This is a genomic window from Rickettsiella endosymbiont of Aleochara curtula, from assembly GCF_964030935.1.
Taxonomy (GTDB): domain Bacteria; phylum Pseudomonadota; class Gammaproteobacteria; order Diplorickettsiales; family Diplorickettsiaceae; genus Aquirickettsiella.
The window spans coordinates 259475-285442 of the sequence record NZ_OZ034990.1; the positions used below are offsets into that span (position 1 = coordinate 259475).

23 protein-coding genes and 1 pseudogene are annotated in these 25968 nt (G+C 37.8%); 20 read left to right on the forward strand and 4 right to left on the reverse strand.

The annotated features are described in order from the left end of the window. The first annotated feature begins 274 nt into the window (after window positions 1–274). The 8 genes from AAHF87_RS01105 to ruvA all read left to right on the forward strand — a co-directional run bounded on the left by AAHF87_RS01105 (window position 275) and on the right by ruvA (window position 10452). The gene (locus AAHF87_RS01105; protein WP_342146411.1) at window positions 275–4411 is read left to right on the forward strand and encodes a hypothetical protein; all 4137 of its coding nucleotides are present in this window, start codon (window positions 275–277) and stop codon (window positions 4409–4411) included. 146 nt (window positions 4412–4557) lie between these two features. Then, window positions 4558–5229: a hypothetical protein gene (locus tag AAHF87_RS01110; RefSeq protein ID WP_342146413.1), complete on the forward strand. Its 672-nt coding sequence runs from the start codon at window positions 4558–4560 to the stop codon at window positions 5227–5229. A 122-nt stretch (window positions 5230–5351) separates the two neighbouring features. Then, window positions 5352–5702: a zinc ribbon domain-containing protein gene (locus AAHF87_RS01115; RefSeq protein WP_342146414.1), complete on the forward strand. Its 351-nt coding sequence runs from the start codon at window positions 5352–5354 to the stop codon at window positions 5700–5702. A gap of 15 nt (window positions 5703–5717) precedes the next feature. Further along, window positions 5718–7490 (forward strand): aspartate--tRNA ligase, encoded by a 1773-nt coding sequence (gene aspS / locus AAHF87_RS01120; protein WP_342146415.1) that lies wholly within the window; start codon window positions 5718–5720, stop codon window positions 7488–7490. Window positions 7491–7585: 95 nt separating this feature from the next. Next, on the forward strand, window positions 7586–8410 hold the full coding sequence (locus tag AAHF87_RS01125; protein ID WP_342146417.1) for a hypothetical protein: 825 nt from the start codon (window positions 7586–7588) through the stop codon (window positions 8408–8410). A 181-nt stretch (window positions 8411–8591) separates the two neighbouring features. After that, window positions 8592–9308, forward strand: a complete 717-nt coding sequence (locus AAHF87_RS01130) for a YebC/PmpR family DNA-binding transcriptional regulator (RefSeq protein WP_342146419.1) — start codon at window positions 8592–8594, stop codon at window positions 9306–9308. Next, window positions 9308–9856, forward strand: coding sequence for a crossover junction endodeoxyribonuclease RuvC (gene ruvC / locus AAHF87_RS01135; RefSeq protein WP_342146420.1), 549 nt, complete (start codon window positions 9308–9310; stop codon window positions 9854–9856). The genes AAHF87_RS01130 and ruvC overlap by 1 nt, the downstream gene beginning before the upstream one ends. Continuing rightward, window positions 9853–10452: a Holliday junction branch migration protein RuvA gene (gene ruvA, locus AAHF87_RS01140; RefSeq protein ID WP_342146421.1), complete on the forward strand. Its 600-nt coding sequence runs from the start codon at window positions 9853–9855 to the stop codon at window positions 10450–10452. The genes ruvC and ruvA overlap by 4 nt, the downstream gene beginning before the upstream one ends. Window positions 10453–10469: 17 nt before the next feature. Here the strand turns inward: ruvA and AAHF87_RS01145 are convergent, their stop codons facing one another. Continuing rightward, on the reverse strand, window positions 10470–11174 hold the full coding sequence (locus tag AAHF87_RS01145; protein ID WP_342146422.1) for a hypothetical protein: 705 nt from the start codon (window positions 11172–11174) through the stop codon (window positions 10470–10472). Window positions 11175–11309: 135 nt separating this feature from the next. On the opposite strand from AAHF87_RS01145, the gene ruvB reads away from it, so the two are divergent. The 6 genes and pseudogenes from ruvB (at window position 11310) to AAHF87_RS01175 (ending at window position 16835) form a co-directional block, all read left to right on the forward strand. Next, window positions 11310–12365: a Holliday junction branch migration DNA helicase RuvB gene (gene ruvB, locus AAHF87_RS01150; protein WP_342146423.1), complete on the forward strand. Its 1056-nt coding sequence runs from the start codon at window positions 11310–11312 to the stop codon at window positions 12363–12365. Between the two features lie 218 nt (window positions 12366–12583). Continuing rightward, a pseudogene (gene tolQ / locus AAHF87_RS01155) lies at window positions 12584–13273 on the forward strand (protein TolQ); the annotation flags it as partial. After that, window positions 13263–13721, forward strand: coding sequence for a protein TolR (gene tolR / locus AAHF87_RS01160; protein ID WP_425287989.1), 459 nt, complete (start codon window positions 13263–13265; stop codon window positions 13719–13721). The pseudogene tolQ and the gene tolR, both read left to right, overlap by 11 nt. A gap of 10 nt (window positions 13722–13731) precedes the next feature. Next, entirely contained in the window at window positions 13732–14574 is an 843-nt protein-coding gene (tolA, locus tag AAHF87_RS01165; RefSeq protein WP_342146425.1) for a cell envelope integrity protein TolA, read from the forward strand. A 190-nt stretch (window positions 14575–14764) separates the two neighbouring features. Beyond that, window positions 14765–15745 (forward strand): hypothetical protein, encoded by a 981-nt coding sequence (locus AAHF87_RS01170; protein WP_342146426.1) that lies wholly within the window; start codon window positions 14765–14767, stop codon window positions 15743–15745. A 217-nt stretch (window positions 15746–15962) separates the two neighbouring features. Beyond that, window positions 15963–16835, forward strand: coding sequence for a hypothetical protein (locus tag AAHF87_RS01175; RefSeq protein WP_342146427.1), 873 nt, complete (start codon window positions 15963–15965; stop codon window positions 16833–16835). Window positions 16836–16912: 77 nt separating this feature from the next. Here AAHF87_RS01175 and AAHF87_RS01180 read toward each other — a convergent pair whose 3' ends face one another. Next, a complete protein-coding gene (locus tag AAHF87_RS01180) occupies window positions 16913–18073 on the reverse strand; it encodes a hypothetical protein (RefSeq protein WP_342146428.1) in 1161 nt (386 codons plus the stop codon). 163 nt (window positions 18074–18236) lie between these two features. Between AAHF87_RS01180 and AAHF87_RS01185 the strand changes: the two genes are divergently transcribed. Then, entirely contained in the window at window positions 18237–18635 is a 399-nt protein-coding gene (locus AAHF87_RS01185) for a cupin domain-containing protein (protein WP_342146430.1), read from the forward strand. Between the two features lie 116 nt (window positions 18636–18751). On the opposite strand, the gene AAHF87_RS01190 is transcribed toward AAHF87_RS01185, so the two are convergent. Further along, window positions 18752–19912, reverse strand: coding sequence for a serine hydrolase (locus tag AAHF87_RS01190; protein ID WP_342146431.1), 1161 nt, complete (start codon window positions 19910–19912; stop codon window positions 18752–18754). A 296-nt stretch (window positions 19913–20208) separates the two neighbouring features. Between AAHF87_RS01190 and AAHF87_RS01195 the strand changes: the two genes are divergently transcribed. After that, complete coding sequence (locus AAHF87_RS01195; protein WP_342146432.1) at window positions 20209–21492, forward strand: MFS transporter; 1284 nt, start codon at window positions 20209–20211, stop codon at window positions 21490–21492. A 76-nt stretch (window positions 21493–21568) separates the two neighbouring features. On the opposite strand, the gene AAHF87_RS01200 is transcribed toward AAHF87_RS01195, so the two are convergent. Then, window positions 21569–22474: an N-acetylmuramoyl-L-alanine amidase gene (locus AAHF87_RS01200; RefSeq protein WP_342146433.1), complete on the reverse strand. Its 906-nt coding sequence runs from the start codon at window positions 22472–22474 to the stop codon at window positions 21569–21571. A gap of 339 nt (window positions 22475–22813) precedes the next feature. On the opposite strand from AAHF87_RS01200, the gene AAHF87_RS01205 reads away from it, so the two are divergent. The 4 genes from AAHF87_RS01205 (at window position 22814) to pal (ending at window position 25965) form a co-directional block, all read left to right on the forward strand. Further along, on the forward strand, window positions 22814–23392 hold the full coding sequence (locus AAHF87_RS01205; RefSeq protein ID WP_342146435.1) for a hypothetical protein: 579 nt from the start codon (window positions 22814–22816) through the stop codon (window positions 23390–23392). A gap of 115 nt (window positions 23393–23507) precedes the next feature. Then, complete coding sequence (locus tag AAHF87_RS01210) at window positions 23508–24053, forward strand: cytochrome b (protein ID WP_342146437.1); 546 nt, start codon at window positions 23508–23510, stop codon at window positions 24051–24053. Window positions 24054–24113: 60 nt separating this feature from the next. Further along, window positions 24114–25400: a Tol-Pal system beta propeller repeat protein TolB gene (gene tolB / locus AAHF87_RS01215; protein WP_425288009.1), complete on the forward strand. Its 1287-nt coding sequence runs from the start codon at window positions 24114–24116 to the stop codon at window positions 25398–25400. 19 nt (window positions 25401–25419) lie between these two features. Then, complete coding sequence (gene pal, locus AAHF87_RS01220) at window positions 25420–25965, forward strand: peptidoglycan-associated lipoprotein Pal (RefSeq protein WP_342146439.1); 546 nt, start codon at window positions 25420–25422, stop codon at window positions 25963–25965. Window positions 25966–25968 lie beyond the last annotated feature (3 nt).

The following is a 25968-nucleotide window of genomic DNA, read 5'->3' on the forward strand; positions in this document are numbered from 1 at the left end:
CCACGTACGCCTTTTTTATAAATCTCAAGTGCTTGGGTGTACTGGATAAATTAGCGGGTTAAATAAGTTTTCAGTCAAATATTATTTTAAGATTTTTTAATTTTTAATTATAGGCATATTCTGTTTAAGAATTACTTATAATGTCTTTTTATGACTTTCTATTACTTTAAAAGCATATTGCTTTTCAGTGAGCCACTGCTAAGATACAAAAATGGGTATGTTTTTATATCTATTTTTGAAATTATAAAATTTTTTTAATAAAAAAGAGAAGTTTATGCGAATTGATGAAATACTGGCAAAGGTTAAAGTTGTTTTAAATACTGACAAATTTGACACTAACGAGCTCCGCGCTAAGCTTGAAGTATTTTCTGAAAGTCAATTAGAGCAGGTTTCCTTAATGGTTGATTCAATCGAAAATATACCACATGATTTCCGAACCGAAGAATTCATTCATAAGCTTTTAATACGCGATGATAAAACCTTTAGGGTTGGAAAAATACTTATAAAAATTCTAGTTGTTTTAGGTACGAAGTTAAGTTGTCACGTATGTCTTAATAGACCTAACACTGACATGCTCCGCGCCAAGCTTGAAGTACTTTCTGAAAGTCAATTTGAACGGGTTTCCTTAATGGTTGATTCAATCGAAAATATACCACGTGATTTCCGAACCAGAAAATTCATACATAAGCTTTTAACACATTCCGATGATGCGACTCTAGATGGGGATCTCCAGAAAATTCTATTTAGATTTGAGTCTTATGTGAAACAACCAAAAAAAACTGCAGTTGTCAGATACCAAAAAGCTGAAAAAAATATATCCACTTTGTTTGAAAAATTTCAGCTATTAGAGCTTTGGGCAGAAAATCAATCGATATTAAAAGATCACTCTAATTTCGAAGTCATTGTTTCCTGTTTGATCAAAATTAATGAACCAAAACTTATAACTCAATCATTGATTAATATTCTTTACATACTTGGTCCCTATTCTTATTTAATCGCGCAACTTATAGAGAAGAATTTGTTGCACGAATTTTTACAATACCTGGACGCTTTTCCAATACCAAACAATATTGATTCTGCGGACTTTTTCAGAGTGTTGGTTCAGTTTTTACTGGTAGATCAGAAACATAATAGTAAGTCGCTAGTAACAGAATCTAATGTAAACAAAGTTTTTTTAGCTTTAAAAAATGTTGTATCAGCAGGAAAGCCTGTATACATAGAAGAATATACAAGAGTATTAATTTTGTTTTTACAATGTGATTTATTTAGAGAACCTTTTCTATCTGCTTTAGCTATAAGGGCAAACCAGATTGAAGTTCTAAAAAATATCTACCAAGGAGGACAGATTCTTTTAGTACAGAAACTAGCAACAGAGCAAAATATGGCTGCGTTTTTGGCATATTATAGGAACGATTTTTTATCTACAATTAAAATAACTCGACTGGAAAATCTGCGAGACAGTACAAATATTCAACGTTTATTCGATGATAGCAGGTTATTTTGTGCGTTAGCTCCTTTTTTTTTAGTAAAGAAACTAGCAACAGAGCAAAATATGGCTAGCAGGTTATTTCGTGCGTTAGCTCCTTTTGTTTTAGTACAGAAACTAGCAACAGAGCAAAATATGGCTGCGTTTCTGGCATATTATAGGACCGATTCTTTATCTACAATTAAATTAACTCGACTGAAAAATCTCCGAGACAGTAGAAATATTCAACGTTTATTCGGTGTTAGCAGGTTATTTCGTGCGTTAGCTCCTTTTTTGACTCAAGAGCTTTTATTGAAGATTTATGCATTACGCAGCCCTAGAACTACGGCCAACCTGATTGATTTTATTAGGAAAAATGGGCTCGCAGGACTTTTAAAGTTAAAATTTAGTGATGAGTCTAAAAGTTATTTATCTCGCTTTCTCGCCTGTAAATATCCTTGGTATGCAGCTCCTGGGTTAAAAATATTGAAAGAAAATGATATTTTTACATCAACTAATGTTGATCTATTACTTGATTATTATGCTTGTTCTGCGAGACCTAAAACCATAGACGAAGATAAAGGTCCAAAATTTGCTGAGGTATTAGTTGAGCTCTCTAGAAGTAAACTTTTAGAGAGCAAAGAACTGGTCAATCTAATTTTTAAGCATAATAAACCCTTAAGTTTAGCTAAGGCATTAATTACATTTTCTAAAAATGATCTTTTAGGAAATGAGAAACTAATTAATCTGATTGTTAATAGAGCTGACCCTTCATTTTTTGCTGAAGGGTTAGCTACGCTTTATAAAAGTAATCTTTGTGATGACAAACTTATTGAGCTTATTAAAAAATCTGCTTTCCCAAACTATTTTGCTAAAATATTAGTTAAGTTTTATCAAAACGATCTTCTTAACGAGCAGCATATTAAACTTGTTGAAAAATCTTCTAAGCCAGAGCAGGTTGCTAGTTTGTTGGTATTATGCAAGCAACAGGACTTTTATAATCAAACTACTTTTGAATTTATTGAAAAAAACTGCACTTCTCCCGTATTACTTAGACAATGGGTTGTTTTAATAAAAAATAAACTTGACGACGAAAAAAACATAGCGCTTATTTTGGAAATGAACAATTCAATGACTCCAAAAGAGATTCCTTCAGAAGTGGCTTCTCTACTTTCGAAAAAAAAATGTTCTATGACTCCAAAGGAGTTTTATTCAAAAGTGGCTTCTCTACTTTTGGAAATAAACAATTTTATGGATCCAAAAAGGATTTCTTCAAGAGTGGCTTTTCTACTTTCGAAAGAAAACAATGTAATGACTCAAGAGATCGCTTCGGAAGTATATCCTCTACTTTCAAAAATAAAGAAATTAGTAACTCCAACAGAGATTTCTTTAGAAGTGGCTTCTCTGCTAGAAGTTCTCGACCATTACCAACTTGTTACACCCGATAACTTTCAGACTATTATCAATAAAAAGGGTGAATTGATATGGAAAATTTATTATTGGTATGGTTGGTTGGTTTGGGGCGTTGCTGATCAGCTGGATAGGCTCGGCAAGCAGCATCTTCTTACTCAGGAAATATTTCATAGCATTATGAAACTGACTGAGAAGGAGAGGGTAGCTTTTTGCAAGTTACTTAAGGAACTTCGCAGAGGGTTTATGTCTCATGAAAAATATTTGACTCAGGATCTTCTTGCTCGGTTTATACAAGAACCTAATACTTATCTAAATTTTTTTAAACAAATAAAAGCCATTTTAAGCGTTCGTTTTTTTCACTCTAAGGATATGATGATTGCCTTGAATCATGCTGAACCAATACAAGCCGCCCATGCTTTAACTATTGTAGAAGGTTACAGAAACTTCGAAGGTGAGATGCAAGAAGAAATTCGAATCCACATCAAAGAAAGTGAAAGTCCATTGCTGGAAGTTTTTAAAAAAGGTTTTCTGGAATGGCCAAACTTTCTATCGAAAGAACACTTTGATATTATCAACTCTAGCTTGCATCCTCATACTTTGTTTGTAGCCCTGAAGTGTCTAAGTAAAACTATTATTTTAAATCCAATAGTTGTAACTGAGCTTATAAGTATTATAACAGGCACGCAGGTTGATACGCAGCTACTAAGAGTTTTTAGCATGAGAGAGCTTTTTAGCTTAGACAACCTAAAGAGCTATTTCACGCTGGATTACATGCGCAGAGGGGGGGTTGCTTTAATTCTTACATTAGATAAGGTATTTCCTAAGCAAGAATCTTCACAAAGAATTTTTGATTTTATGATCGAAAATTTTGGTTCTTATATTGAAGAAATAGTTAAGGGTTTAGAGAATGCTAATCTTCTAAATCAACACAATCTTGAGCAGTTATTAGAGAAAACAAGTGGTTTTTTATGGACTAATGAAGCTTACTACCCTATCTGGGGGCCTATTCTTTCGAAAGGAATCTTGTCCCAGGCTATTTTAAATCAGCTCGTTGAACTTGCGCAACAGAAAAAATCGAATTCACTCGAGTTGTTTCGTCAATACGTAAATAAGGAGATTACTCACTACCAAATATCTAGTAAAGTGAATAAAGAACTAGAGTCTAATCTGATTGATTTAATCGATGCGGGCGATGAAAAAGACTTGAGATTCTTAAATGACCTACTTGGAATATTTGAAACACAGCCTGATCGATTGGCAAAAATATGGGTAGAAATTAAGTCTTTAGCTTCGTTTTCTGAAAAAATTGAAGTTAAGCTGAAAGATTTATTTTGCACTTCTGAGGTGAAATTCAACGTAGAAATGCTACCTGGATTAAGAGAACGGTTGTCAGCTAGACGATGGATTTCGAATATTTTTGAACGATCTGAATATATGGTTAATTCAAGTGTTTTTTTCCAAAGAAGAAACGCTTCTAATCAAACGGAAGGAGCTCCATCCTTTGATTCCATGGGGAAATTAGGTATGAAATAAGTAGCGTTTAAAAATTTACATAAAAAAGGGATATTTTTTATTTATTTTTGAACACTCTTAGTTTGGTTAAAATAACTTGTTTAGCATGCAGTATCGAGTAAAATTTAGTAAGGATGCAGATTAACTAGAAATCCAAGGAGCTTGCTATGGAAGATATGGGAAAAGGCTTGTCAAAAAAAAATGATTATCAATACTGTCAAAAGGATATAAATCGTGTAAAAGAAGGCATTAAGATAATCGATGAGGTATGGAATAAATATTTAGAGCATATCAATGATTTAATTGCATCTGCTAAAATTAACGATCAAGATGCGCCAAAGATTCAAGGAATGATAAAATGTTTAATTAAGCATTGGCAAGACTTTAAGGAAGCTTGGAACTTTGAGTATCCTAAGCCGGAAAATCATTGTCTCTTTGATCGTAACCCCAATCAATACTATGTCGATAAGCAGAAGAGTCTTGATTGTTTTGCACAAAAACTAACTGAGTTACATCACGCCGTTAAAGACGCTGCTTATCCAGGTTGGTTCGAAAGATTATATCAATTTATTAAAACCAGCTTGTTAAAACTGTATAACTGTTTGTTTGCCGGTCCTCGGAATCTAAGTAGCGAAAATGTCTATATTGTGGCGGCTAAGTATGGTTACGCTCCGACGATGTCAAGTTATACTCCTACGAGACATAATTATTTTATCTGCCAAGAAAAGTTAAGGGACAACATTGCTTTACTTCAAGAAGACCTCGCACCCATTGAAAAATGGCAAAAAAACTCCCTAAAAGCGGCCATATACGATAGTGCTTCACTCAAAAGAGTGTAAGTCCGCACTGGCCAAAGTGTAAACACTGGATTAAAATGCCGCTTATGGAGTCGCACGTGAGATAGCTTGCTACCGGCTCGCTTTCAAAAACCCCAAATGCATACAACAAGGTGAGGTATTTCATGCCTATTTATGAGTATCAATGTAAGGCCTGTGGTCATACGTTTGATACGATACAAAGCTTTAGTGAAGAACCTTTAACCGATTGTCCGGTTTGTAAAGAACCGGCATTGAAGAAATTGATTTCGGCATCGGCCTTCCACTTAAAGGGCAGTGGGTGGTATGTGACTGATTTTAAAAACCCGCCCGCTAAAGCGGATAGCTCAGAGAAAACTAAAACTGAGGATGCCAGTAAGAAGCCGGCGGAAGCGAATAAAGAAACGAGTAAAGACACTAAAACATCAGAAACTGCAGCAGCAAATCCTGCGGACAAAACTAATAAAACCGATAAATCGGATGAAAAATCCTCTTAAATTAAAAAATATTATATGCAAAGAACACATTTCAATCAGCAATTAAACCCAAGCTTGGTCGATGAAACCATACAAGTCTGTGGCTGGGTACATCATCGACGTGATCACGGTGGCATTATTTTTATTGACTGTCGCGATCGTACTGGACTTTTACAAGTGGTGTTTAATCCAGAACAGGCGGAGCTTTTTAAGCGAGCAGAAACATTACGTAACGAATATGTGGTGCAAATTACCGGAAAAATACGTTTACGCCCGAAAGGGACTGAAAATGTTAATTTAAAATCTGGAACGATAGAATTGCAGGCGACGCAATTAAATATCTTAAATACTTCAGCACCGTTACCAATTTCCATTGATGCTTATACACCGGTGAGCGAAGAAGTAGCATTACGTTATCGTTATCTGGATTTGCGCCGTCCCGAAGTGCAAGAACGCTTTCGGTTGCGAACGCGCGTCGTGCAATTGATGCGGCGCTTTTATGAAGAAAAAGGATTTTTAGATATCGAAACACCGGTGCTGACTAAAGCCACACCGGAAGGTGCACGGGATTATTTGGTACCGAGTCGTGTTCATCCCGGTGAATTTTATGCCTTGCCGCAATCACCACAGTTATTTAAACAATTATTGATGATGTCGGGATTTGATCGTTATTACCAAATTGTGCGTTGTTTTCGTGATGAGGATCTGCGTGCTGATCGTCAACCAGAATTTACGCAGCTGGATATGGAAATGTCCTTTTGTAATGAAGAAGATATACAAACCTTGAATGAATCGTTGATCCGCCATCTATTTAAAGAATTATTGGATGTGAATTTACCGGACCCTTTTCCACGCATGACGTATGCAACGGCCATGCAACGCTATGGAAGTGATAAACCGGATTTGCGTATTCCATTTGAATTAGTAGATATTGCTGATTTGGTTAAGGACATCGAATTTAAGGTTTTTTCGGGGCCGGCCAATGATACACAGGGACGGGTGACGGCCTTACGCATCCCTAAAGGCGCCGACTTGAGTCGTAAAGCGATTGAAGACTACACACAATACATAGCTATTTTTGGGGCCAAAGGCTTGGCTTATATTAAAGTTTTGGATCGCACATTGGGTCTGGAAGGTTTGCAATCACCGATCTTAAAATTTATTCCAGAGGCGACTGTCGAAGCAATATTACAACGCGTGTCAGCGGAAAACGGTGATATTATTTTCTTTGGTGCTGGCACGGCGAAAATGGTCAGTGAATCCTTAGGCGCGTTACGTGTCAAATTAGGTCATGATTTTAATTGTGTTAAACAAGAGTGGGCACCTTTGTGGATAGTGGACTTTCCTTTATTTGAATATGATGCACAGGAAAAGCGTTGGCAAGCTTTACATCATCCTTTTACTGCACCTAAAGTTAATGATGCCGCAGAGTTATTGGCTAATCCAGAATCATCTTTATCCAGAGCCTATGATATGGTGTTGAACGGTTGTGAAATTGGCGGTGGTTCGATCCGGATTCATGATACGCATCTACAATCAGCGGTATTTGATTTATTAAATATTAATGAAGCAGAGCAGAAAGAAAAGTTTGGTTTTTTACTCGAAGCACTTAAATTTGGTTGTCCGCCGCACGGTGGATTGGCCTTTGGTCTGGATCGTTTGGTAATGTTGATGACAGGAGCAAAATCGATACGCGATGTGATTGCTTTTCCAAAAACACAGACGGCAAGCTGCCCGTTGACGCATGCGCCCAGTCCAGTTTCCGAGCAACAATTAAATGAGTTATCGTTACAGATTCGTAAAAAATAATCAATTTTGCTATGTTAAGATAAGTTACTATCAAATTATTTTTTAAGAGCCTTCAGATCTCAGGTAGCACATTTTTTTGGATAATCATTTAGCTTATGTCACATTCTAACCCACCGAATTTTAGCAAAGCCACCAGCGGCGATTATCGTATTCCGATTAAAGCGATCTTTCTGGAAGCTTGGTATCGGGTAAAAGGATTGAAAGCCTCTTTTTGGTTAGGTTTCCTTTATTTTATTTTAGTGATGGCAGCCGCTTGCCTGCTATTAGGCTTAATATTGGCGTTATTTGATGTATTTGTACTGCCATTAGCTACCGTCCATGATGCCAGCATTCTGTATAATTTAAAGCTAGTGCTTAAATTTATTGTCGTCGCCACGGTGGAAGTGTTACGTTTTTTATTCACCGCTTCTTTGGCGTATATGGCCTTACAGCATTTACGTAATCAACCCATCCATGCGAAGATGGTTTTTTCTTTCCGCCAGGCTTGGCGATCTTTAATAATTATTGGGTTTTTACTCTATCTGTTTAATAGTTTTATTATTGCAAATACTAATATACTGTTACACAGTGCATTATTTAAACAGCAAATTGCTTATTTAGGCGCGGGTTTAGGTGGTATTTTTTTACTGGTTATTTTTTTAATCTGCTTCTTTTTATATTTCTATCTTTCGATCCTCGTGTATATGACGGTACTGCTTATTTTAGATCAAAAAATACCCAGCAAACAAAGTTTAGGTTTGGCTTTTCAGTCCGTTAACCAACATTTTTTTAAAAATATCTGTTTGATTATCGTAACAAGCTTAGTATTTGGGCTTTTAGCCTTGATGACTTTAGGAATTGGTTTAATTTGGTTACTACCGATGACATCCTTAGTGACGGCTATCCAGTATAATCAAATTTTTTGTGAAGGTAATTTATAGGCTGCTCGTACTTGAAGACACGAAAATTGAAATAATTTACTCGTCATTACGAGCGCGCAAAATATTACTCGTCATTACGAGCACCGAAGGTGCGCGGTAATCCATGGGTGGTCACACGAATGAACATTCGCTCGCCATGACGATATTTTCGAATACCAAATATAATATATAAGAGAATGTTATGGCCGGACACAGTAAATGGGCAAACATACAGCATCGAAAAAATAAACAAGATGCCAAGCGTGGTAAATTATTTACCAAATTGATCCGCGAAATTACCGTGGCAGCCAGGATGGGCGGCGGCGATTTAAATAGTAATCCGCGTTTGCGTTTAGCCACGGATAAAGCTTTATCGGCTAATATGACCAGAGAGACTATCGAACGCGCGACTAAGCGCGGAGCGGGTGGTTTGGATGGTGCGCAAATGGAAGAGATCCGCTACGAGGGTTATGGTCCTAAAGGTGTCGCGGTGTTAGTGGATACCTTAACCGATAATCGTAACCGTACCGTGGCTGAAATCCGGCATGCGTTTAGTAAGTCAGGCGGGAACTTAGGTACTACGGGATCGGTCGGCTATTTGTTTAGCAAAAAAGGCGTGATTACTTTTCCACCGGGGTCGGAAGAGGAACGTATTTTAGAGATAGCTTTAGAGGAGGGCGCGGAAGATGCCATCACTTATCCAGATAATAGTATTGATATCTGGGTGGCAGAAAACCAATTAGCGGCCTTAACCAAGATTTACCAAGAAAAAAATTTAACTTTCGCGAATAGCGAAGTGACATGGTTAGCAAGTACCAAGCTTGAACTTAATGGTGAGGATCAAGAAAAGTTGGAGCATTTAATTGAACTGCTAGAAGATTTAGACGATGTGCAAAATGTCTACACTAACCAAGCCTAATGCTTAATCAGGAAAGTCAAAGTTTAAGTAAAAATGCCATTATTTTAGGTATCGATCCCGGTTCTTGCATCACCGGTTATGGCATTATTCAAATCGAAGGTTCACAATTAAGCTATCTGGATAGCGGTTGTATTAAAATGGCAAAGCTTGTCTTTTCAGAACGCTTAGAAAAAATATTTAGCGGTTTACAAAGTGTAGTACAACAATATGCACCGAGTGAGGCGGCCATAGAACAAGTATTTATGCATATCAATGCCAATGCGGCACTGAAGTTGGGTCAAGCGAGGGGCGCTGCGTTAGTGGCTGTGGCTGCAGCTAAATTAATGGTGAGTGAATATTCTGCTCGGCAAGTCAAACAATCGGTGGTTGGTTATGGAGCGGCTAATAAACAACAGGTACAACATATGGTACGACTGTTATTAAATTTAGATAGGTCACCGCAAGCCGATGCCGCTGATGCATTGGCGATTGCGATTTGTCATGCCCAAGCGCGGCAGTCGGCAGGCCGAGGACTTAAACAAGGATTTCGCAGGGGAAGAAGACGATGATCAATCGATTACGCGGCATACTAATTGAAAAGCAGCCACCGTATCTACTCATTGAAGTAGCCGATGCGTTTACTTATGAAGTGCAAGCGTCTATGCATACGTTTTATCAATTACCTTTGTGTGGAGAAAAGGTTTTTTTATACACACAGTTTATTGTGCGTGAAGATGGTCATTTTTTGTATGGTTTTAGCACAGCCGATGAGCGCGCCTTATTTACGCAATTATTAAAAGTAAATGGTGTGGGACCCAAAGTCGCACTAGGTATTTTATCAAAAATATCCGCTTCAGAATTTATTAGTTGCGTCGAGCAGCAAAATGTCAGTGCTTTACAACAGGTTCCAGGTATTGGAAAAAAAACCGCTGAACGTTTAATCATCGAAATGCGTGATCGTTTAAAAAGTTTATCCCATAACCAATGTGGAGAATCCGAAAAAACTACAATTCGTTCTTTACAGCACTTTCAACAAGACGCGATTGCGGCATTGATAGCCTTGGGTTATAAAAATCAGGAAGCGAGTCGAGCAGTACTACAGATTAAAGACACATCATTGTCTTTAGAATCGTTAATTCGACAAGCTTTAAATAGCGTCAACTAAGTTTAAATAAGTCCCATTCAAGTGAAACGAGGGGATGTGGAGGAGTTTATATAACTTATTTCAGTGTTTACCTGCCCATCTTCTATAGAACCATAGAAACCAGGAGCGTAATTTCTGCTTGTACTAGGTTCTGGCGTAAGACGAGATGCCTGAGTGGGAACAGCGTTTTGAGCAGCGTGAATTTCGGGGTTTAAAATAATGTCAGCTTTTTCAAGCGTTGTTAATTCGTCTAGGATACTGTGCAATAGGTTATGGAGATTTTTCGCTTCGTCCCGGTTATTAAAAAATAGATCCATTAACACCCAAGAAAAAATAAACAGAGGAATGACTGCTAAAGGGGGAAATGCAATTGATGCCCCGACGCTGGCAATTATCATAAAAACAACCATTTCGCCGGTGTTATCCGTAATGATATTTAAAAAATCCTTGATTCGTGGGTAGCGTTCACAGCTGACGTTATACCGCTTGAGATTTTCAATCAGTTCTTTCATTTTTTTTGAGACGTAACTTTTAATCCTATCTTCAGCACTTTTTTCAGCTAACTTATCTAATTTTTGAATCAATATTAGACTATCCTGAACTAAAATTGTACGGCAACCCTTTATCCGTTTAATACTCGTTAAATCTAAGGTATTTTGATTTTCACCCGACCAGTTTAGCGCTTCGAGAAAGGGTAATGCTTTTAATAATGCAGCGGTATTGACAGAAAATGCTTTTAACATGGTTAATTCCTTTTTGTTGTATTATATAGTCATAGACTATGCTATTTTTTTTATCACGGCAATGATTGAATTAATCATAATTGGACAATTAAGATAGTAGTGGCTTAATTCAGAATAAACTGTTTATTATTATTTATGCAAATCACTGATCGCTTAACTGCTACTAAAAAACTTTCTGAAGATGAAAAGTTACACCCACGTATTCGGCCACTGGCGTTAGCGGATTATTTGGGACAAGCCTCAGTTTGTGAGCAAATGGCATTGTTTATTCATGCCGCGCGCGCTAGAAACGAAGCCTTAGATCATGTGTTAATTGTAGGGCCGCCGGGTTTGGGTAAAACCACGTTGGCGCATATCATTGCGCATGAAATGGGCGTCGCACTTAAACAAACTTCTGGTCCGATTTTAGAAAGAGCCGGTGACTTGGCCGCATTATTAACCCATCTTGAAGCAAAAGAAGTGTTGTTTATTGATGAAATACATCGTTTAAGTCCGGTAATTGAAGAAATACTGTATCCAGCCTTAGAAGATTATCAATTAGATATCATGATAGGCGAGGGGCCAGCCGCACGTTCGATTAAATTAGATTTGCCGCCGTTTACATTAATTGGTGCGACGACACGCGCTGGTTTATTAACGTCACCACTGCGCGATCGATTTGGCATTGTACAACGCTTAGAGTTTTATAGTGTGCCTGATCTGTGTCGTATCGTGACGCGTTCGGCAGGAATTTTAGGCGTGGCGATTGATGCAAAAGGCGCGAATGAAATTGCCAAGCGTGCGCGTGGTACACCACGAATTGCCAATCGCTTATTGCGCCGAGTTAGAGATTTTGCTGAAGTAAAAGCCGATGGTAAGATTGATGAACGACTCGCCGCACAAGCTTTAGATCTACTCGAAGTTGATAAAGAAGGTTTTGATCAACAAGACCGAAAATTATTATTAACCTTACTTGAAAAATTTGACGGTGGACCGGTCGGTTTAGACAGCTTAGCTGCCGCCATCGGTGAAGAACGTGATACGATAGAAGAAGTGATCGAACCGTATTTAATTCAGCAAGCCTTTATCATGCGTACACCGCGTGGCCGCATTGCCACAAAAAAAACCTATATTCATTTTGGATTGACGATGCCGGGTCATCTTAACGGACAAAAACAACTCAATTACGATTTTTCTGATAGAATAAACTAATATAAACTCGTGCTTAAAAGATACAAAAGATTGAAATAATTTACTCGCCATTGCGAGTACGTAAAACATGATCGTCATTGCGAGCACCGTAGGTGCGTGGCAATCCATGGATGGCCGCGGCCTCACTGACGCTTCGGCCTCGCCATGACGGTGCGTGATTTTTATCAGTGAGATGTATCTCATACAAAATATAATGAGGATAGGTAATGCCAACGGTTGATCCCACACTATGGAGTTATTTTTCCGCTGCTAGCGGAATTGTTAAATTGGTTATGTTAATTCTGCTGGTGGGATCCATCGTATCCTGGTCGATGATTTTACAACGTGGATTTATGCTAAGGCGTTCAAGAAAATTACTGGCGCAATTTGAAGACAAATTTTGGTCAGGTATTGATCTAAGTAAACTCTATGCCGATTTAAATCGTGAACAAGATGAACACGTCGGCTTGGCCAGTATTTTTCATTCTGGATTTCGTGAGTTTATGCGTTTACACCAACAAGTGGGCGATATGCCGGTTGTTATTATGGAAGGTGTGCAACGTGCGATGCGCATTGCCTATTCCGAACAACATCAACAATTAGAAAAACATCTCGATTTTTTAGCGACGTTAGGTTCGACCAGTCCATACATTGGTTTGTTTGGTACGGTATGGGGCATCATGACCTCTTTCCAAGCATTATCCGCTTCGCAACAGACGGCGACCATTGCGATGGTCGCACCGGGTATTTCGGAAGCCTTAATCGCCACAGCGATGGGTTTATTTGTCGCTATCCCCGCGGTGATTTTTTATAATCGTTACTCTCATCAAATTCAACATTTATTACATAATTATCACCGCTTTCAAGAAGAGTTCGCGAATATTTTGTACCGTCAAGTTCATGGGAATACGGGGAGTTATGTTGCATAATCCTTATCAATTTCCAATGCTACGACGTAAAGGTCCGATGTCTGAGATCAATGTCGTTCCCTACATCGATGTGATGTTAGTGTTATTGGTGATTTTTATGGTCACGACGCCACTCTTGTCACAAGGTATTAAAGTGAATTTGCCGCAAGCTCAAGCGCAAACCATTGCGCCGGCGCAGGAACCTATTATTGTATCGATAGATGTCCAAGGACTTTATTATTTAAACACTGCTGCGCATCCTGAAACAGCTTTAAATGCCGATCAATTAAGCCGAGAGGTGAGCGAACAAATACGTAGTGCCGAACAAAAAAAAACGCCGCGCCAAGTGTTTGTGAAAGGAGACAAAAAGGTTGATTATGGCAAAGTAGTGACAGCCATGGTTTTATTGCAACAAGCCGGTGCCATCAATATCGGGTTGTTAACCGAGTCACCGCCAAAAGCGGTTTGAATCCTGATGTATGTTGAGTCGAGTTAATAAAGAAAATGTTGCTTATTCGCTAAGCTTTGCGATTCTGTTGCATATCGTCTTATTTTTAGCGTTATTCTTGACGCTACGGCATAGTAGCAAATTATTATTTTTAGCGCCGCCGCCTTTGCAAGTAATTCATGCGACGGCGATATCGATGGATGCATTGCCGCAAAAACCTGCGCCGGTTGTCGAGGAAATAAAACCGCCATCTCCTGTTGCTGCACAGACACTATCGAAACCGGCATTATTGGAAAAAAGTCCAGTCGTGGTACCGATTAAACAAAACAAAGTCTCTAAAGCCGAGCGGGATAAATTAATTCCGCTAAAATCGCCGAATAAACAGTCTTCATTAGTAAAAAAAGTGTTGCCCGTTAAAACTAAAGCAACAAAAGCGCTGGCCAATAAATCAAAAAAAGTCAGTACTCAACATCCTAAAGCGTCAAAAGCATCATTAAAGTTAGTTGAAAAAAATGTTCAGCAATTACTTGATCAAGAAATGAAATCACTAGCGAAACAACAGATCAATGCCGCACGCAACGCCGCGACTACCGATAAATATCGTCATCTTATTCTACAAGCGATTGCGCAGCAATGGATCATTCCGCCAGAAATGAATAAACATTTGGAAACGAAATTAGCGGTACATTTAGCACCGGGCGGCATGGTGTTAGAAGTGATTATTGTCAAAAGCAGCGGTAATTCGGTATTGGATAGGTCTGCACAAACGGCAGTGTATAAGGCATCGCCTTTGCCCGTACCAAAAAATAAGGGTTTGTTTCACACATTTCGGCAAATCAATCTGACCGTACGTCCCGAAGGTGTGATCACGTAATAACTAGTTTTTAATTTTGCTCCTTGCAAAATATGATGCAAAGATAATAATAAGTAATTTATTTTTAATTAATAGGTGATTGTTTATTTTTAAGGTTCACCTATACTTTGTCAGTCTAGAAAATTATTTTTTGAATTAGTTTTTTAGATGCAAAGTAAATAATAAACTAAACTATTTAGAGAAATAAATTATGAATGAATCCAAAAAATTAACCAAAGAAGAAAAAATAGCAGCAAGAAAAGCAAAGGAAGCGGGTGGTCAAAAAGCAATAATGAAAGAAAAGCTTGGTCAACTTGGCATTAAAATAAAGGAAGATAAAAAAGTTTTTTTAGTACAGGCAAAAGCAATAAATTATTTTCTTGCTATCTATCAACAACTAGGAGAAAGAGCGTTAATAAGTAAGGTTAATGAAAAAAAGCTCGGTGCAGATATGGAGCTAATAATAGATAGGATACTTGATCATCCGTTGGAGGGCTCCAAGTATTCGCCGAAAACTTGGGCTAAAACGATAATTCTTGCTTATGCTTCTTCAGATATTCTTGGCCAAGACCATCTTCAAGCATTTCTGAAAAACATCAAAAAAAATGAATATCCTAGAGCAGCAACTACTATTTTAATTTGTCTTAAGGAAATTGAAGCAGTAGCTAATTTAGGATCTGAGAAAGAAGCGGCTATTCTTAGACGAGCAGATCTTTATGAGCTGGCTACCTATATTAAAATTCTTTATTATCAGCGTAGTTTAAATAGTGCGGCACTTGAAACGATCTATCAAGGCCTCGGTAAATCTATTAACTATTTAGAGTCATCTAAAGAGTTGTTAAAAGAAGGTTTGGATAAGCTAACCCAACTTTTTGTAGATAAACTAGGTTCAGATCAAATTAAAAGAATTATCGATCGGATTCTTGATTTAGAGATTAACAACCCGGCACGGCTCGTTAGTGAACTTTATGAAAATTTTAAAAATAAAGAGCAGATAACAATCAAGGATATTGAACAATTTATCAGTGAGCATGACTATCTCTTACCTATTTTTAAGAAATTGCAGACTGAAAAACAAAACAGCCCAGTTGTATCGAGAGCGTCATTCTGCTCAAGCTTATATACAGTACCGGTAAAATCAGAACAAGCTGATGATGCCAGTGCTTCAGTTTCATCCTTTCGTCCTCAATAGGAATCATGGTTTTCTATTTTGATTAGAAAATAGGATTATTTTTCAGAATAAATAGGGGAAACTCTACTTTATTCTGGGAAATATAAAAAAACATCTCGATTCGATAAATAAATTGTTATTCATTACAGTTTAGATAATAAATATAAACAATTATTAAGTTTATCTTAAGGATCTAAAATTATACTCGATCATTCTTAAACTCAGCTTAAGGTCGATCATGTTAAAGCACACTGCTAGTTTTAAACAAGAACAACAAAGAATTTTAAAAGAAATTTGCCGAGAGATTCCTAATGTTGAAGGAGTGATAAAAGATTATGAAGAAAAGATAGTAAAACTAAAAAAATTATTACCTCTTATGCGTGCGATTGAAAAACTTTCTCAAAAAGAAAAAGAAACGCCTGAAGAAATCAACAGTTTTAATAAAATGATTGCTATGTATGAAGAACAAACCATCCTTTTGGCTCAATCTGAAAATATAAATCAAACAGTGAAAGTACATACATCAAGCAATTCTTCAGTGCCAATGCCACCAGTAATTTATGAAAAGGCACCTGAGCAAATTGTCAATAAGGGTTCTTTCCTTCAACAAATCCAAGAAGCTCAACTAAAACCAGTTGCTAAAAATAAAGTTGAAAAGAAGCCTGCTCCAATGGATAAAAAAGAAAAGGGTTCACCTGTTTTTGTCATTAATCCAAACGATCTTGCTGGTGTTAAACTTAAATCTGTAGATCCTAAAAATTCAGTCACTTTAAGCCATGATGAAAAGAAGCCCACAGAATATGAGAAAAAATTTGCTGAAATACAAGCATACAACAAAGAGATAAATAATATAGTTCCATCTCAAACTAACGATAAATCTTCCGAAAAATGGGAAAATTTATTAGACGTTTTATGTAACGACTATTTAACGGCGGCTAAAGAGTTTATTGAACGTCCAAATAGATCTTTATCCTTAATTCAAGATTCCAGTGAAAGTAGACCTACTTCAATGATGTTTGATAAAACATTACGACCTTTTCAAACAGATTTATCTGCTCTAGAGCAAAACAAACCTGTTATTGTAGGGGGAATTCCGAAACTAAAAGTATAAAATATTGAAAACTGAAGATAGAAAAGCATACTGTGTTTAAACAGTATGCTTTTTTTATTAGTTCAGATTAACAGGATTCATATCGTGGGCTGTCTAGAGAGTTGATTATATTCTGGAAAGCTATCCGGATCATGGCGTCTACTGGGTGGTGGAGCAGTATTATATTTATCGTTACTATATGCTCTACGTCTATAGGATTCTGGATTTGATTCACGAATATAATTTTTGATTTTTTCTGCTGGATCTTCTTGCTGAGCGAGTTCAATGATGTGGTCAAATAGTGATTGTTTTTCATTCATAGTAGCGAGTGAGGGTAAACTCATCTCAAGCGGACGCCATACCAAAGAATAAGCTTCATTGCTCAGTAGAAATTGGTTTTTTGCATCCATAAGTTTGCTACGATTATCGTTTGTCAATAATTCTGATTGGTCTAAAAGAATTAAAGTAGAGGCAATATTTACTGCAGCTTCAGGTTTTTGGTAAATACTATCTAAATTTACCTGGTTTAAGCAACCATTATCTGTAAGTATATCCACTGCGTTGGCCAGGATAGCTAGATAATCCGGTTTTTGAAAAAGCTTTTGAATATTATCAAGATTATTCTGTGTGAAAAGGTCGTGTGAACGCAGGCTTTTGACTAAATGGGTCAGTATGCGAATGTAATTTGGGTATAAATTTACTATGTGGTTGGAATTTTCTGGGGTTAAGCATTGATTATTATGTAGTTCATACAACAGCGTAGAAAGTTCAGTAAAGTCTTCTTGTTTTAATCGATTAGCCATCGCGAGTGATTCGACTGCATAGTCAATAATGCTTAGCTTTTCAGGCGCTTCATAATAGATGGCGATGCGATCTAAATTCTCTTGTGTGAGCAGTTGCGCCTCGCTGAGTTTTTTTAATATCGAAGTGAGATTTTCGAATTGAGGGTTACCTAAATGGTTTAAACTATCAACATCAATATGTTTTAAGAGTTTAGCGTTATACAGTTCATTCATCATCTCAGGAATCGTAGGGTTCAAATAAGTGACGGCTAGATAAACTTTATACGATTCTTGTGTAACTTTAGGTAAGTTTTCAATAAAGCATTGATAAATTTTTAACAGATTGGTTTGTTCAGTATCGCTTAGTTTGCGTAAAGCGCGTATCGCCGCTTGATCGCGACGGAATAAGCGTCGCCAGATACCTTTGTTGAGATCATAGACGCGTAAAGCATTTTGTATTTCTGTAGGAAAGGGCATAATAACTCCTTGTTATTGCTAGTAGGGCAGCCAAAACATTGATAAGCTGAAAGGGGACACTATTATAGTGTATTTACATTTAAATAGACATGTCCTTTTTCTATATAAAATTTTTTATTAGTTAATAAATTTTTTTTTATTTTTAAAATTTAATTGAGGTTATATGTTTAAAACTTTTTCCTTTTTGCTATTAAGCGCACGGGTAGGTCTCGGTTGTATGCTAGCGAGTGTGGCTTTTGCCGAATCGATACCACAAACGCATGTTTTACAAAGAATTAATGTTCCGCAATCGTCTTATCAAATGGGTATGGGTATCGCTGAGTTTGCCCCGAATGCGATTAAGGCCGCACAAAAACAAACCGGGCCTGAATTATGTTATGTACTGGAAGGTGAAGTGGTGTTTATGGTGGAGGGACAAGCGGCAAAAACCTACAAAGCGGGAGATAGCTACCAAAATTTACCTAATCTGGTACACTGGACTAAAGCAGGACCTAAGGGCGCTAAAATTCTTGCTACTTGGGCATTACAGCCAGGTAAACCATTTGTTACCCTGGTGCATTAAAAAATAGCGTTATGACGAGCGTATGTAATGCGTGTGGCTATCCAAGTTTCATATTCATGGATTGCCGCGCGCCCGCGGCGCTTGCCATGACGATCAATTTTTTTAACTCGCCATGACTAGCTAGTTGATAGGCTGAGTAAAATATCACGTCCCAATTTAATTCTTTCGTTACCTAAGAATTTATTCGTCAAAATAACAATGCCAATTTTTTGTTCAGGAATATAGGCCATGTAACTGGACATACCATAACCGGATCCGGTTTTATCAATAAAAATTTTACTGCCGACTAAAGTGTTACCACTCATTATTTTTTTTGTATTAAAGAGTGGAAAACCTTCTTTATCGAAGTGAATAAAATAAGTGTCACCTATTGAAGTTTTTAATACGGATAGAGGATGTGCTTGCCATGACAGTTGTTCACAGCATCGCTTATCAGCGAAGCAAACTCTATTTTGATGGACCAAAATTAACGTTTTACCTAGTTTTGTATCACGGAGAGTATTTGCATGGATTTGGGCAAATAAATAATTAGCCATGTCAGAAATAGTTGATTTCAGTGAGGCGGCTGCAAACCATGTTTCAATGTTTTTATTGTAAGCAATTACATTGTTATGCGGATCATGACCGACAGCAAGATTCTTTTCTTTTTCTGCGGGTACCTGCAAATAGGTTGAATGCATATTCAAGGGGACTAAAACTTTGGCCGCTAAAATTGCTTGATAGGGTTGTTGATAAATACTTTGTAATATATATCCTGCGATACCGATCCCGGCATTTGAATAGCTGTATTCACTACCAGGCGCTCGTGTTAATTTAAACCGTTGTAAATCATTGATGAGCTCGGAATAGTTTTTTGGCCGTGGCTGAAAATCAAAAGGAAAACCAGAAACATGTGTGAGTAATTCATTAATGGTGATTTTATTTAAATTTGTGTTGTTTTTTAATTCAGGGAAATAGTTAATAAAGGCATCGTTTAAATTTAATTTTTTCTCTAGCATCGCGCGAGCGGCGAGTGCGGCGGTAAAGGTTTTAGTAAAAGAACCTATGGTATAGATAGTCTGATTACGCGTAGGGATTTTTTTTACGGGGTCGGCCCAGCCGAGATTATAAAAATGGATTTTATCGTGGTCGATGACCGCCATCGACAAGCCTGGAACTTGATTTTCTTGCATGAAGGTATGCGCTAAAGCGTTTATTTTTTCATCGTTATAGGCATACGCTGGAATTTGTAGGGAGAAAGTAAATAAGAATAGCCAATATTTAATGTATTTATTCATAAATCAACACAATCCTCTCGGTAACGAAACCTATTATTATTCATGCAGCATCGCAAGCACATCTGCAAGATGTAGCAAGCTCATCCTATCAGGATCATCGAGTATTGAAAATAAACAAACCTATAAACATCGACATAGACAAATTTTTTTGCACTGTTTACTATGTAGGATATTTAAAAATCCTGAAGTAAGGGAATACTAGGCTTAAATCAGCCTATAGGGACGTGTTTGCATAGTTTTGCAGGGTAAGGAACTTGCTTATCAGTTTCAGTCACTTAAGTTTTGGATTACCTAAAATGTCGAATAACAGTTTTATCAACAGATGTTTGCAACACCCGTATTATCCTTGGTTAGTTTGGGGTCTGGCGGCGAGTGCGTTTTTTATTGAGTATTTTGCCAGAGTAGCGCCGGGTGTGATGGTCGATTCGTTGATGCACGATTTTAAAGTGCAAGCCTTAGCATTGGGAAGTTTATCGGCTTTTTTTTATTACACCTATGTCGGTATGCAACTTCCGGTCGGTGTTCTCGTCGATAGGTTTAGTTTACGTTGGTTATTGACCAGCATGATCTTTCTTTGTGGTGTCTCTTGTCTGATTTTTGCAAGTACCACGCATCTAGAAATTGCTGCGTTTGCGCGCTTAATGATGGGTTTTGGTGCAGCCTTTGCTTTTGTCAGTGCATTGAAAGTAGCCGCGGTGTGGTTTCCGGCGCAAAAATTTGGATTGTTAGCCGGTTTAACACAAGCTCTAGGCATGTTAGGTGCTGCAATGGGTCAAATGCCAATGGCTTATTTAGTCGACAATTTCGGTTGGCGCAACGCTTTGGTTTTTATCGCCGGGTTAATGATTTTACTGTCGGTGATGGTGGCGCTGCTAGTTCGCGATCCGATCTTACCGGCTACACAAGCGAAAGCTAAAAAAACTTTAGCACAATCGCCGTGGTCAGGTTTAATGCTTGTATTACGCAATCCACAGAGCTGGTGGAATGCTTTGCTGGCCGGCTTATTATATGCACCCACGGCCGCCTTAGCCGAATTGTGGGGCGTTAAATTTTTTCGTCAAACCTATGAGTTAAGTAACGAAGTCGCTGCGATGGGGATCGGTTTGATCTTTATCGGTTGGACCATCGGTGGACCTTTAATCGGATGGATTTCGGATAAAATTCAACGACGCAAAATTATTATCATTTTATCGGCAAGTTTTAGTTTACTATTTGCCAGTTTGGTTATTTTAGTGCCTGGTTTACCGTTGGGTATTTTATTTAGTTTGTTATTTTTATATGGATTTGCTAATACCGGCGTTGCGACGTCTTATGCCGTGGCGTCAGAAATAAATCCGCAATCGGTGGCTGGCACGTCGGTGGCATTCGCGAATATGGCATCGGTGATTATTGGCGCTGGATTTCAGCCATTGATAGGTTGGTTGTTGCAAAAAAATTGGGACGGCCTAACCATACAAGGTTTACCGTATTATTCTAATAGTGATTTTCGTTCGGCTTTATTTATTTTGCTAGGAAGTTTAGTGTTGGCCATATTTGTCGCATGTGGTATCAAAGAAACCTATTGTCGACGTATCAATTAAAATCAAAACTTATCATTATAAATTACTGCCATCAGGATAGGGTTAATCATGATGGCGATAATTCATTAAATACGAATTATTTCATACTTAAGGTAGCAGTTTGCTGGGTAACTTCATCGGTATCAGCCTCTGGAGCAGTAGGTTTATTAAATAAACTGCTTGGCAAAATAGCAGTCTGTGTAGCGGCAATGTTTTTTTCATTATTATATTGTTGTATATGGTCGAGACTTATCTGACTCGCTTTACTCCAAATGCTCGCATCGATAGCTTGAGTAGGATCCGGAACATAACGTTGGTTAAAGCGAGTGACCCAGGCTTTGGTTGCGTTATCGTACTTTCCACTGGTTTCTAGAGCATAGCCATAATTTTGTAAATTTTCTTGTAAAGCTTTAATTTCTAATTCAGAACTTGCAGGTGATACCCAACTCTCGCCTTTTTGTTCTGGCGTGGTCGGAATAAATAATCCAAAGCCAAGTTCAGCGAGCTCATCCCAAAAAAATAATTTCCCGGGTGCTTCATGACGCGGAAATATTTTTCCTTCTCCTTCGGGTACGTCTGCTTTTGTTAATGTTGCTACTTCACCTAAACCTAAAAGATTTATTTTTAGATCGATTGCTGGATTTCTTTTTTTAAAGTCTTCTAAATAAGCTTTAAATTTATCTTTTTGTTCTTGCGTATAACTTTCGTTTCCATTATTAATAAACATGACGCTAATGGCGGTTTTATTTAAGGATACTTCTTCTCTAAACTTGCTTTGGCCACAAGTAAAAGCTTGGTTGTCTTCTAAGTGAAATTGATCTTGTTTACCCTCTTTACGAATAAAATAATGTACACTTGCGCTATTACCATCTCTATAAAGAGCTAATATAGCTTGTTCTGGAGTAGGTGATACTGAGTTAGTTACTACAAGAAATTTAGGTTTTTCTATTCTATAGTTCGTAGTTTTATTAGTATTTGCTCCGCTAATTCCATTATTTGGCATAAATATCTCCTATTTTTATTGATAAATAAATTATTAATTTAAATTTTATTGTAACATAAAATTTTTAAAAATGATCATGATGGTTAATGAAAGAATATTTTTATAAGTAATTTTTTGAATAAATAAAAATTTACCATCTATAAATTCTTAGAATTAAAAAATAAAATTTATTGAATATCTTTTATAAAGATATTTTTCTAATGTGAAAAAAATAACTGAGCTGAATGTTTACTTGTTATTGCATAAATAGGCATTACCCCAATATAAAAACTAAGCAGACTTTTATAAATATGATAAAGTTCACTTATTCGAATAATAACGACTAAAAGAGTTAAACCTATGCGCGTACAAAAAAGTTTTGTTGAGAAGCACTCCCAGATCATTAATTCACTGGTAGCCCTAGGAGTTTTCGGCATTTCCTTGACTGCTATGCTATTGTTTCCAATGTCGGTACCAACATTGTTTGCGTTAGCACTTTTCTCAGTGCTTGCAATAGGACCGTGGATTGTAGGCTTATCGGGAAAAGGTTTTGGAAAAAATTTCTGTGCGCTACTGGCCGCAAATCTGGTTATGATTGCCGCTACGCTTATAGCCTCGCCTTTAGTTGTAGCCTGCGCTGTATCGGGGGTGTTAACAGGATTTGCGCACTTTGCCAGCAAATCAATCACGAACGAGCTTGTTGACGCTACTCAGAACACCCAGGAAGAAAAATCTGCTGAATTAAACACACGTTGTGATGAAGACAAAAAGGAATTAGCAGACAAAAAAACCAGTGAGTTTGCTTCTGAAGGAAACCATTTGCCAGAAGAACGTAAAATTCAATATCATGTGTTTACTCACCCAGCTAGCGTTAAGAATGATGCGGTTACACCCGATATGCAACAAGATGTACGCTTAGCAAGCAAAGTTAGTCCTTAAAATAATAGATTAGTTATTGGTATTGGCCGCTAATTCAACTACATTATCAATTAATGGCTCGTTTATGCTGAAATCGGCGAGCCATATCCTCAATTTTCTAACATTGAGTCCTATTATGATGTTAAAAAATTCGGCAACGGTGTATGGTTTTATTGCTAAATCCTTTCACTGGTTGATGGCACTGCTGATTTTCGGTATGTTTATCGTTGCCTATACCATGATCAATATCCCGGCCTCGCACTTTAGCGATGGTTTATTTAATCTACATAAAGCCACCGGTTTGTTTATATTAGGCCTAGTGATCTTAAGACTGATCTGGCGTTTTATGAATAAGACACCGAAATTACCGCCATCGATTCCTTTCTGGCAGCGACAGTTAGCCCAATTTAATATTACCGCATTGTATCTATTAATGTTGGCGATGCCATTAACCGGATTTTTTATGTCGACACTCGGGAATCATCCGATTAGTTTTTATGGTATTTTTAGCGTGTCACCCTTAGCCGATAATCAGCTTTGGTCAAACTTTTTTGCAAAGGCACATGAAATATTAGCTTATTTATTGATCGCGTCATTTACGTTGCATGTGATCGGTGCATTTTACCATCCTGTTTTGCAAAGAATGTGGGTATTATCTAAAAATAAAGTAAACGGAGAATAACAAATGAAGGGCTTGTGCTTAAAAAAGTCGTGTCGTACCACGAAAAAATTGATATGGATACTGTTCAATCTTTTCTCATTTAGTAGTTTATGGTTTAGCAGTTACGCCTCGGCAGCGCTGAATCTTGAGTTAACACAAGGAGTGGCCAATCAATTACCCGTTGCGATGGTGCCTTTTGTGAGCACTGAGAGTTTTTCGCCCGAAAATGATATGAGTCGCGTGATTGAGTCAGATTTAACGCATAGCGGTCAATTTAAAGTCTTATGGGCCAAAACCCAAGCGTCTAGCAGCGATAAAGTGTCAGTATCTTATTGGCGTGCGCATCATATTGACGATGTCATTATGGGAAAAATAACGCCATTAGGGCAGGGACAATATCGAGTGCATATGGATTTAGTGCAGGTTGCACAAGGCCGTAAGCAAATGTTAGCACAACGCGAATTTACCGCGAAATATTCACAATTGCGCGCTTTAGCGCATCATATAAGCGATCTGATTTATGAAAAATTAACCGGTGTTCACGGTGTTTTTTCTACGCATATCGCTTATGTGTTAGTGACACGCCAGAATAATCATCGTGTTTATAGTCTGCAAGTGGCGGATATGGATGGGCATAATGCCAAACCGTTATTAACTTCGACGCAACCGATTATGTCTCCTGCATGGTCGCATGATGGTAAACGCATTGCTTATGTTTCTTTTGAAAAAATCATGCCGCGTATCTATATTCAAACTATTGCCAATGGGCAACGCCAATTGATTAGTGATTATCCCGGTATTAATGGTGCACCGGCTTGGTCTCCGGATGATAAAACCTTGGCCTTAGCCTTATCTAGAAACTCGGCGACACCGAAAATTTATTTAATGGATTTAGCCAGTAAAGATTTACATCAAGTGAGTTTTGGATTTTCCATTGATACCGAACCGACTTGGTCAGCGAATGGGAAATCATTGTTGTTCACATCGGATAGAGGCGGCGGTCCGCAAATTTATCAAATGGATTTGCGCAGTAAACGTTTACAACGTATTACGTTTGACGGCAGTTACAATGCGCGTGCCTCTTTTTCGCCGGATGGAAAAATGATAGTGGTACTCAATCGAGAACAAGGAATGTATAATATAGCCGTGCAAGATTTAGACGACGATACCTTATTAAGCGTTACGCATTCAGGTTTTGACGCTTCACCTAGTTTTGCGCCGAATGGACAAATGGTTTTATATGAATCAAAACCCGGTGAACATGGGTTGTTAGGCATGGCTTCTGTCGATGGAAGAATTAATTTGCGCTTACCCACACCTGAAGGTGATGTACAAGATCCGGTCTGGTCGCCTTTTTTATCGAGTTAACTATTTTAGAGGATAGTCTATGTTAATAAAAAAATTGTTCAAAATAAGTGTGATGACTGCAGCCTGTGTTAGTTTGGGCGCTTGTTCCACGGCCGATAAGAGTGAATTAGGTGATGTGACGGCCAATCCCATGCATGCAGATAGCGCGTTGACACAGGGAGCCGGTGATGTCGGAAGTTTTGCTGGCGATGAGAGCACGCATCCTATGCAAGTAGGTGATCAAATCTATTATTTTGATTTTGATAAAAGTATCGTCCGTGAAGAAGATAAACCTTCGCTACAAGTACAGGCGCATTACCTAATTAGCCATCCACAAGCTAAAATATTGATAACGGGTAATACCGACGAAAGAGGCAGTCGCGAATATAATATTGCGTTAGGCCGACGCCGCGCCTTAAGTGTACAACAGTTTTTGATCGCGAATGGCGTAAATGACAAGCAAATCTTAACGGTTAGTTATGGCGCGGAAAAACCGGTTGCGTTTGGTCATAGCGAAGCAGATTATGCAAAAAACCGTCGCGCTGATTTACAGTATCAAACTCCGGTCATCACCGATAAGATGTAATAT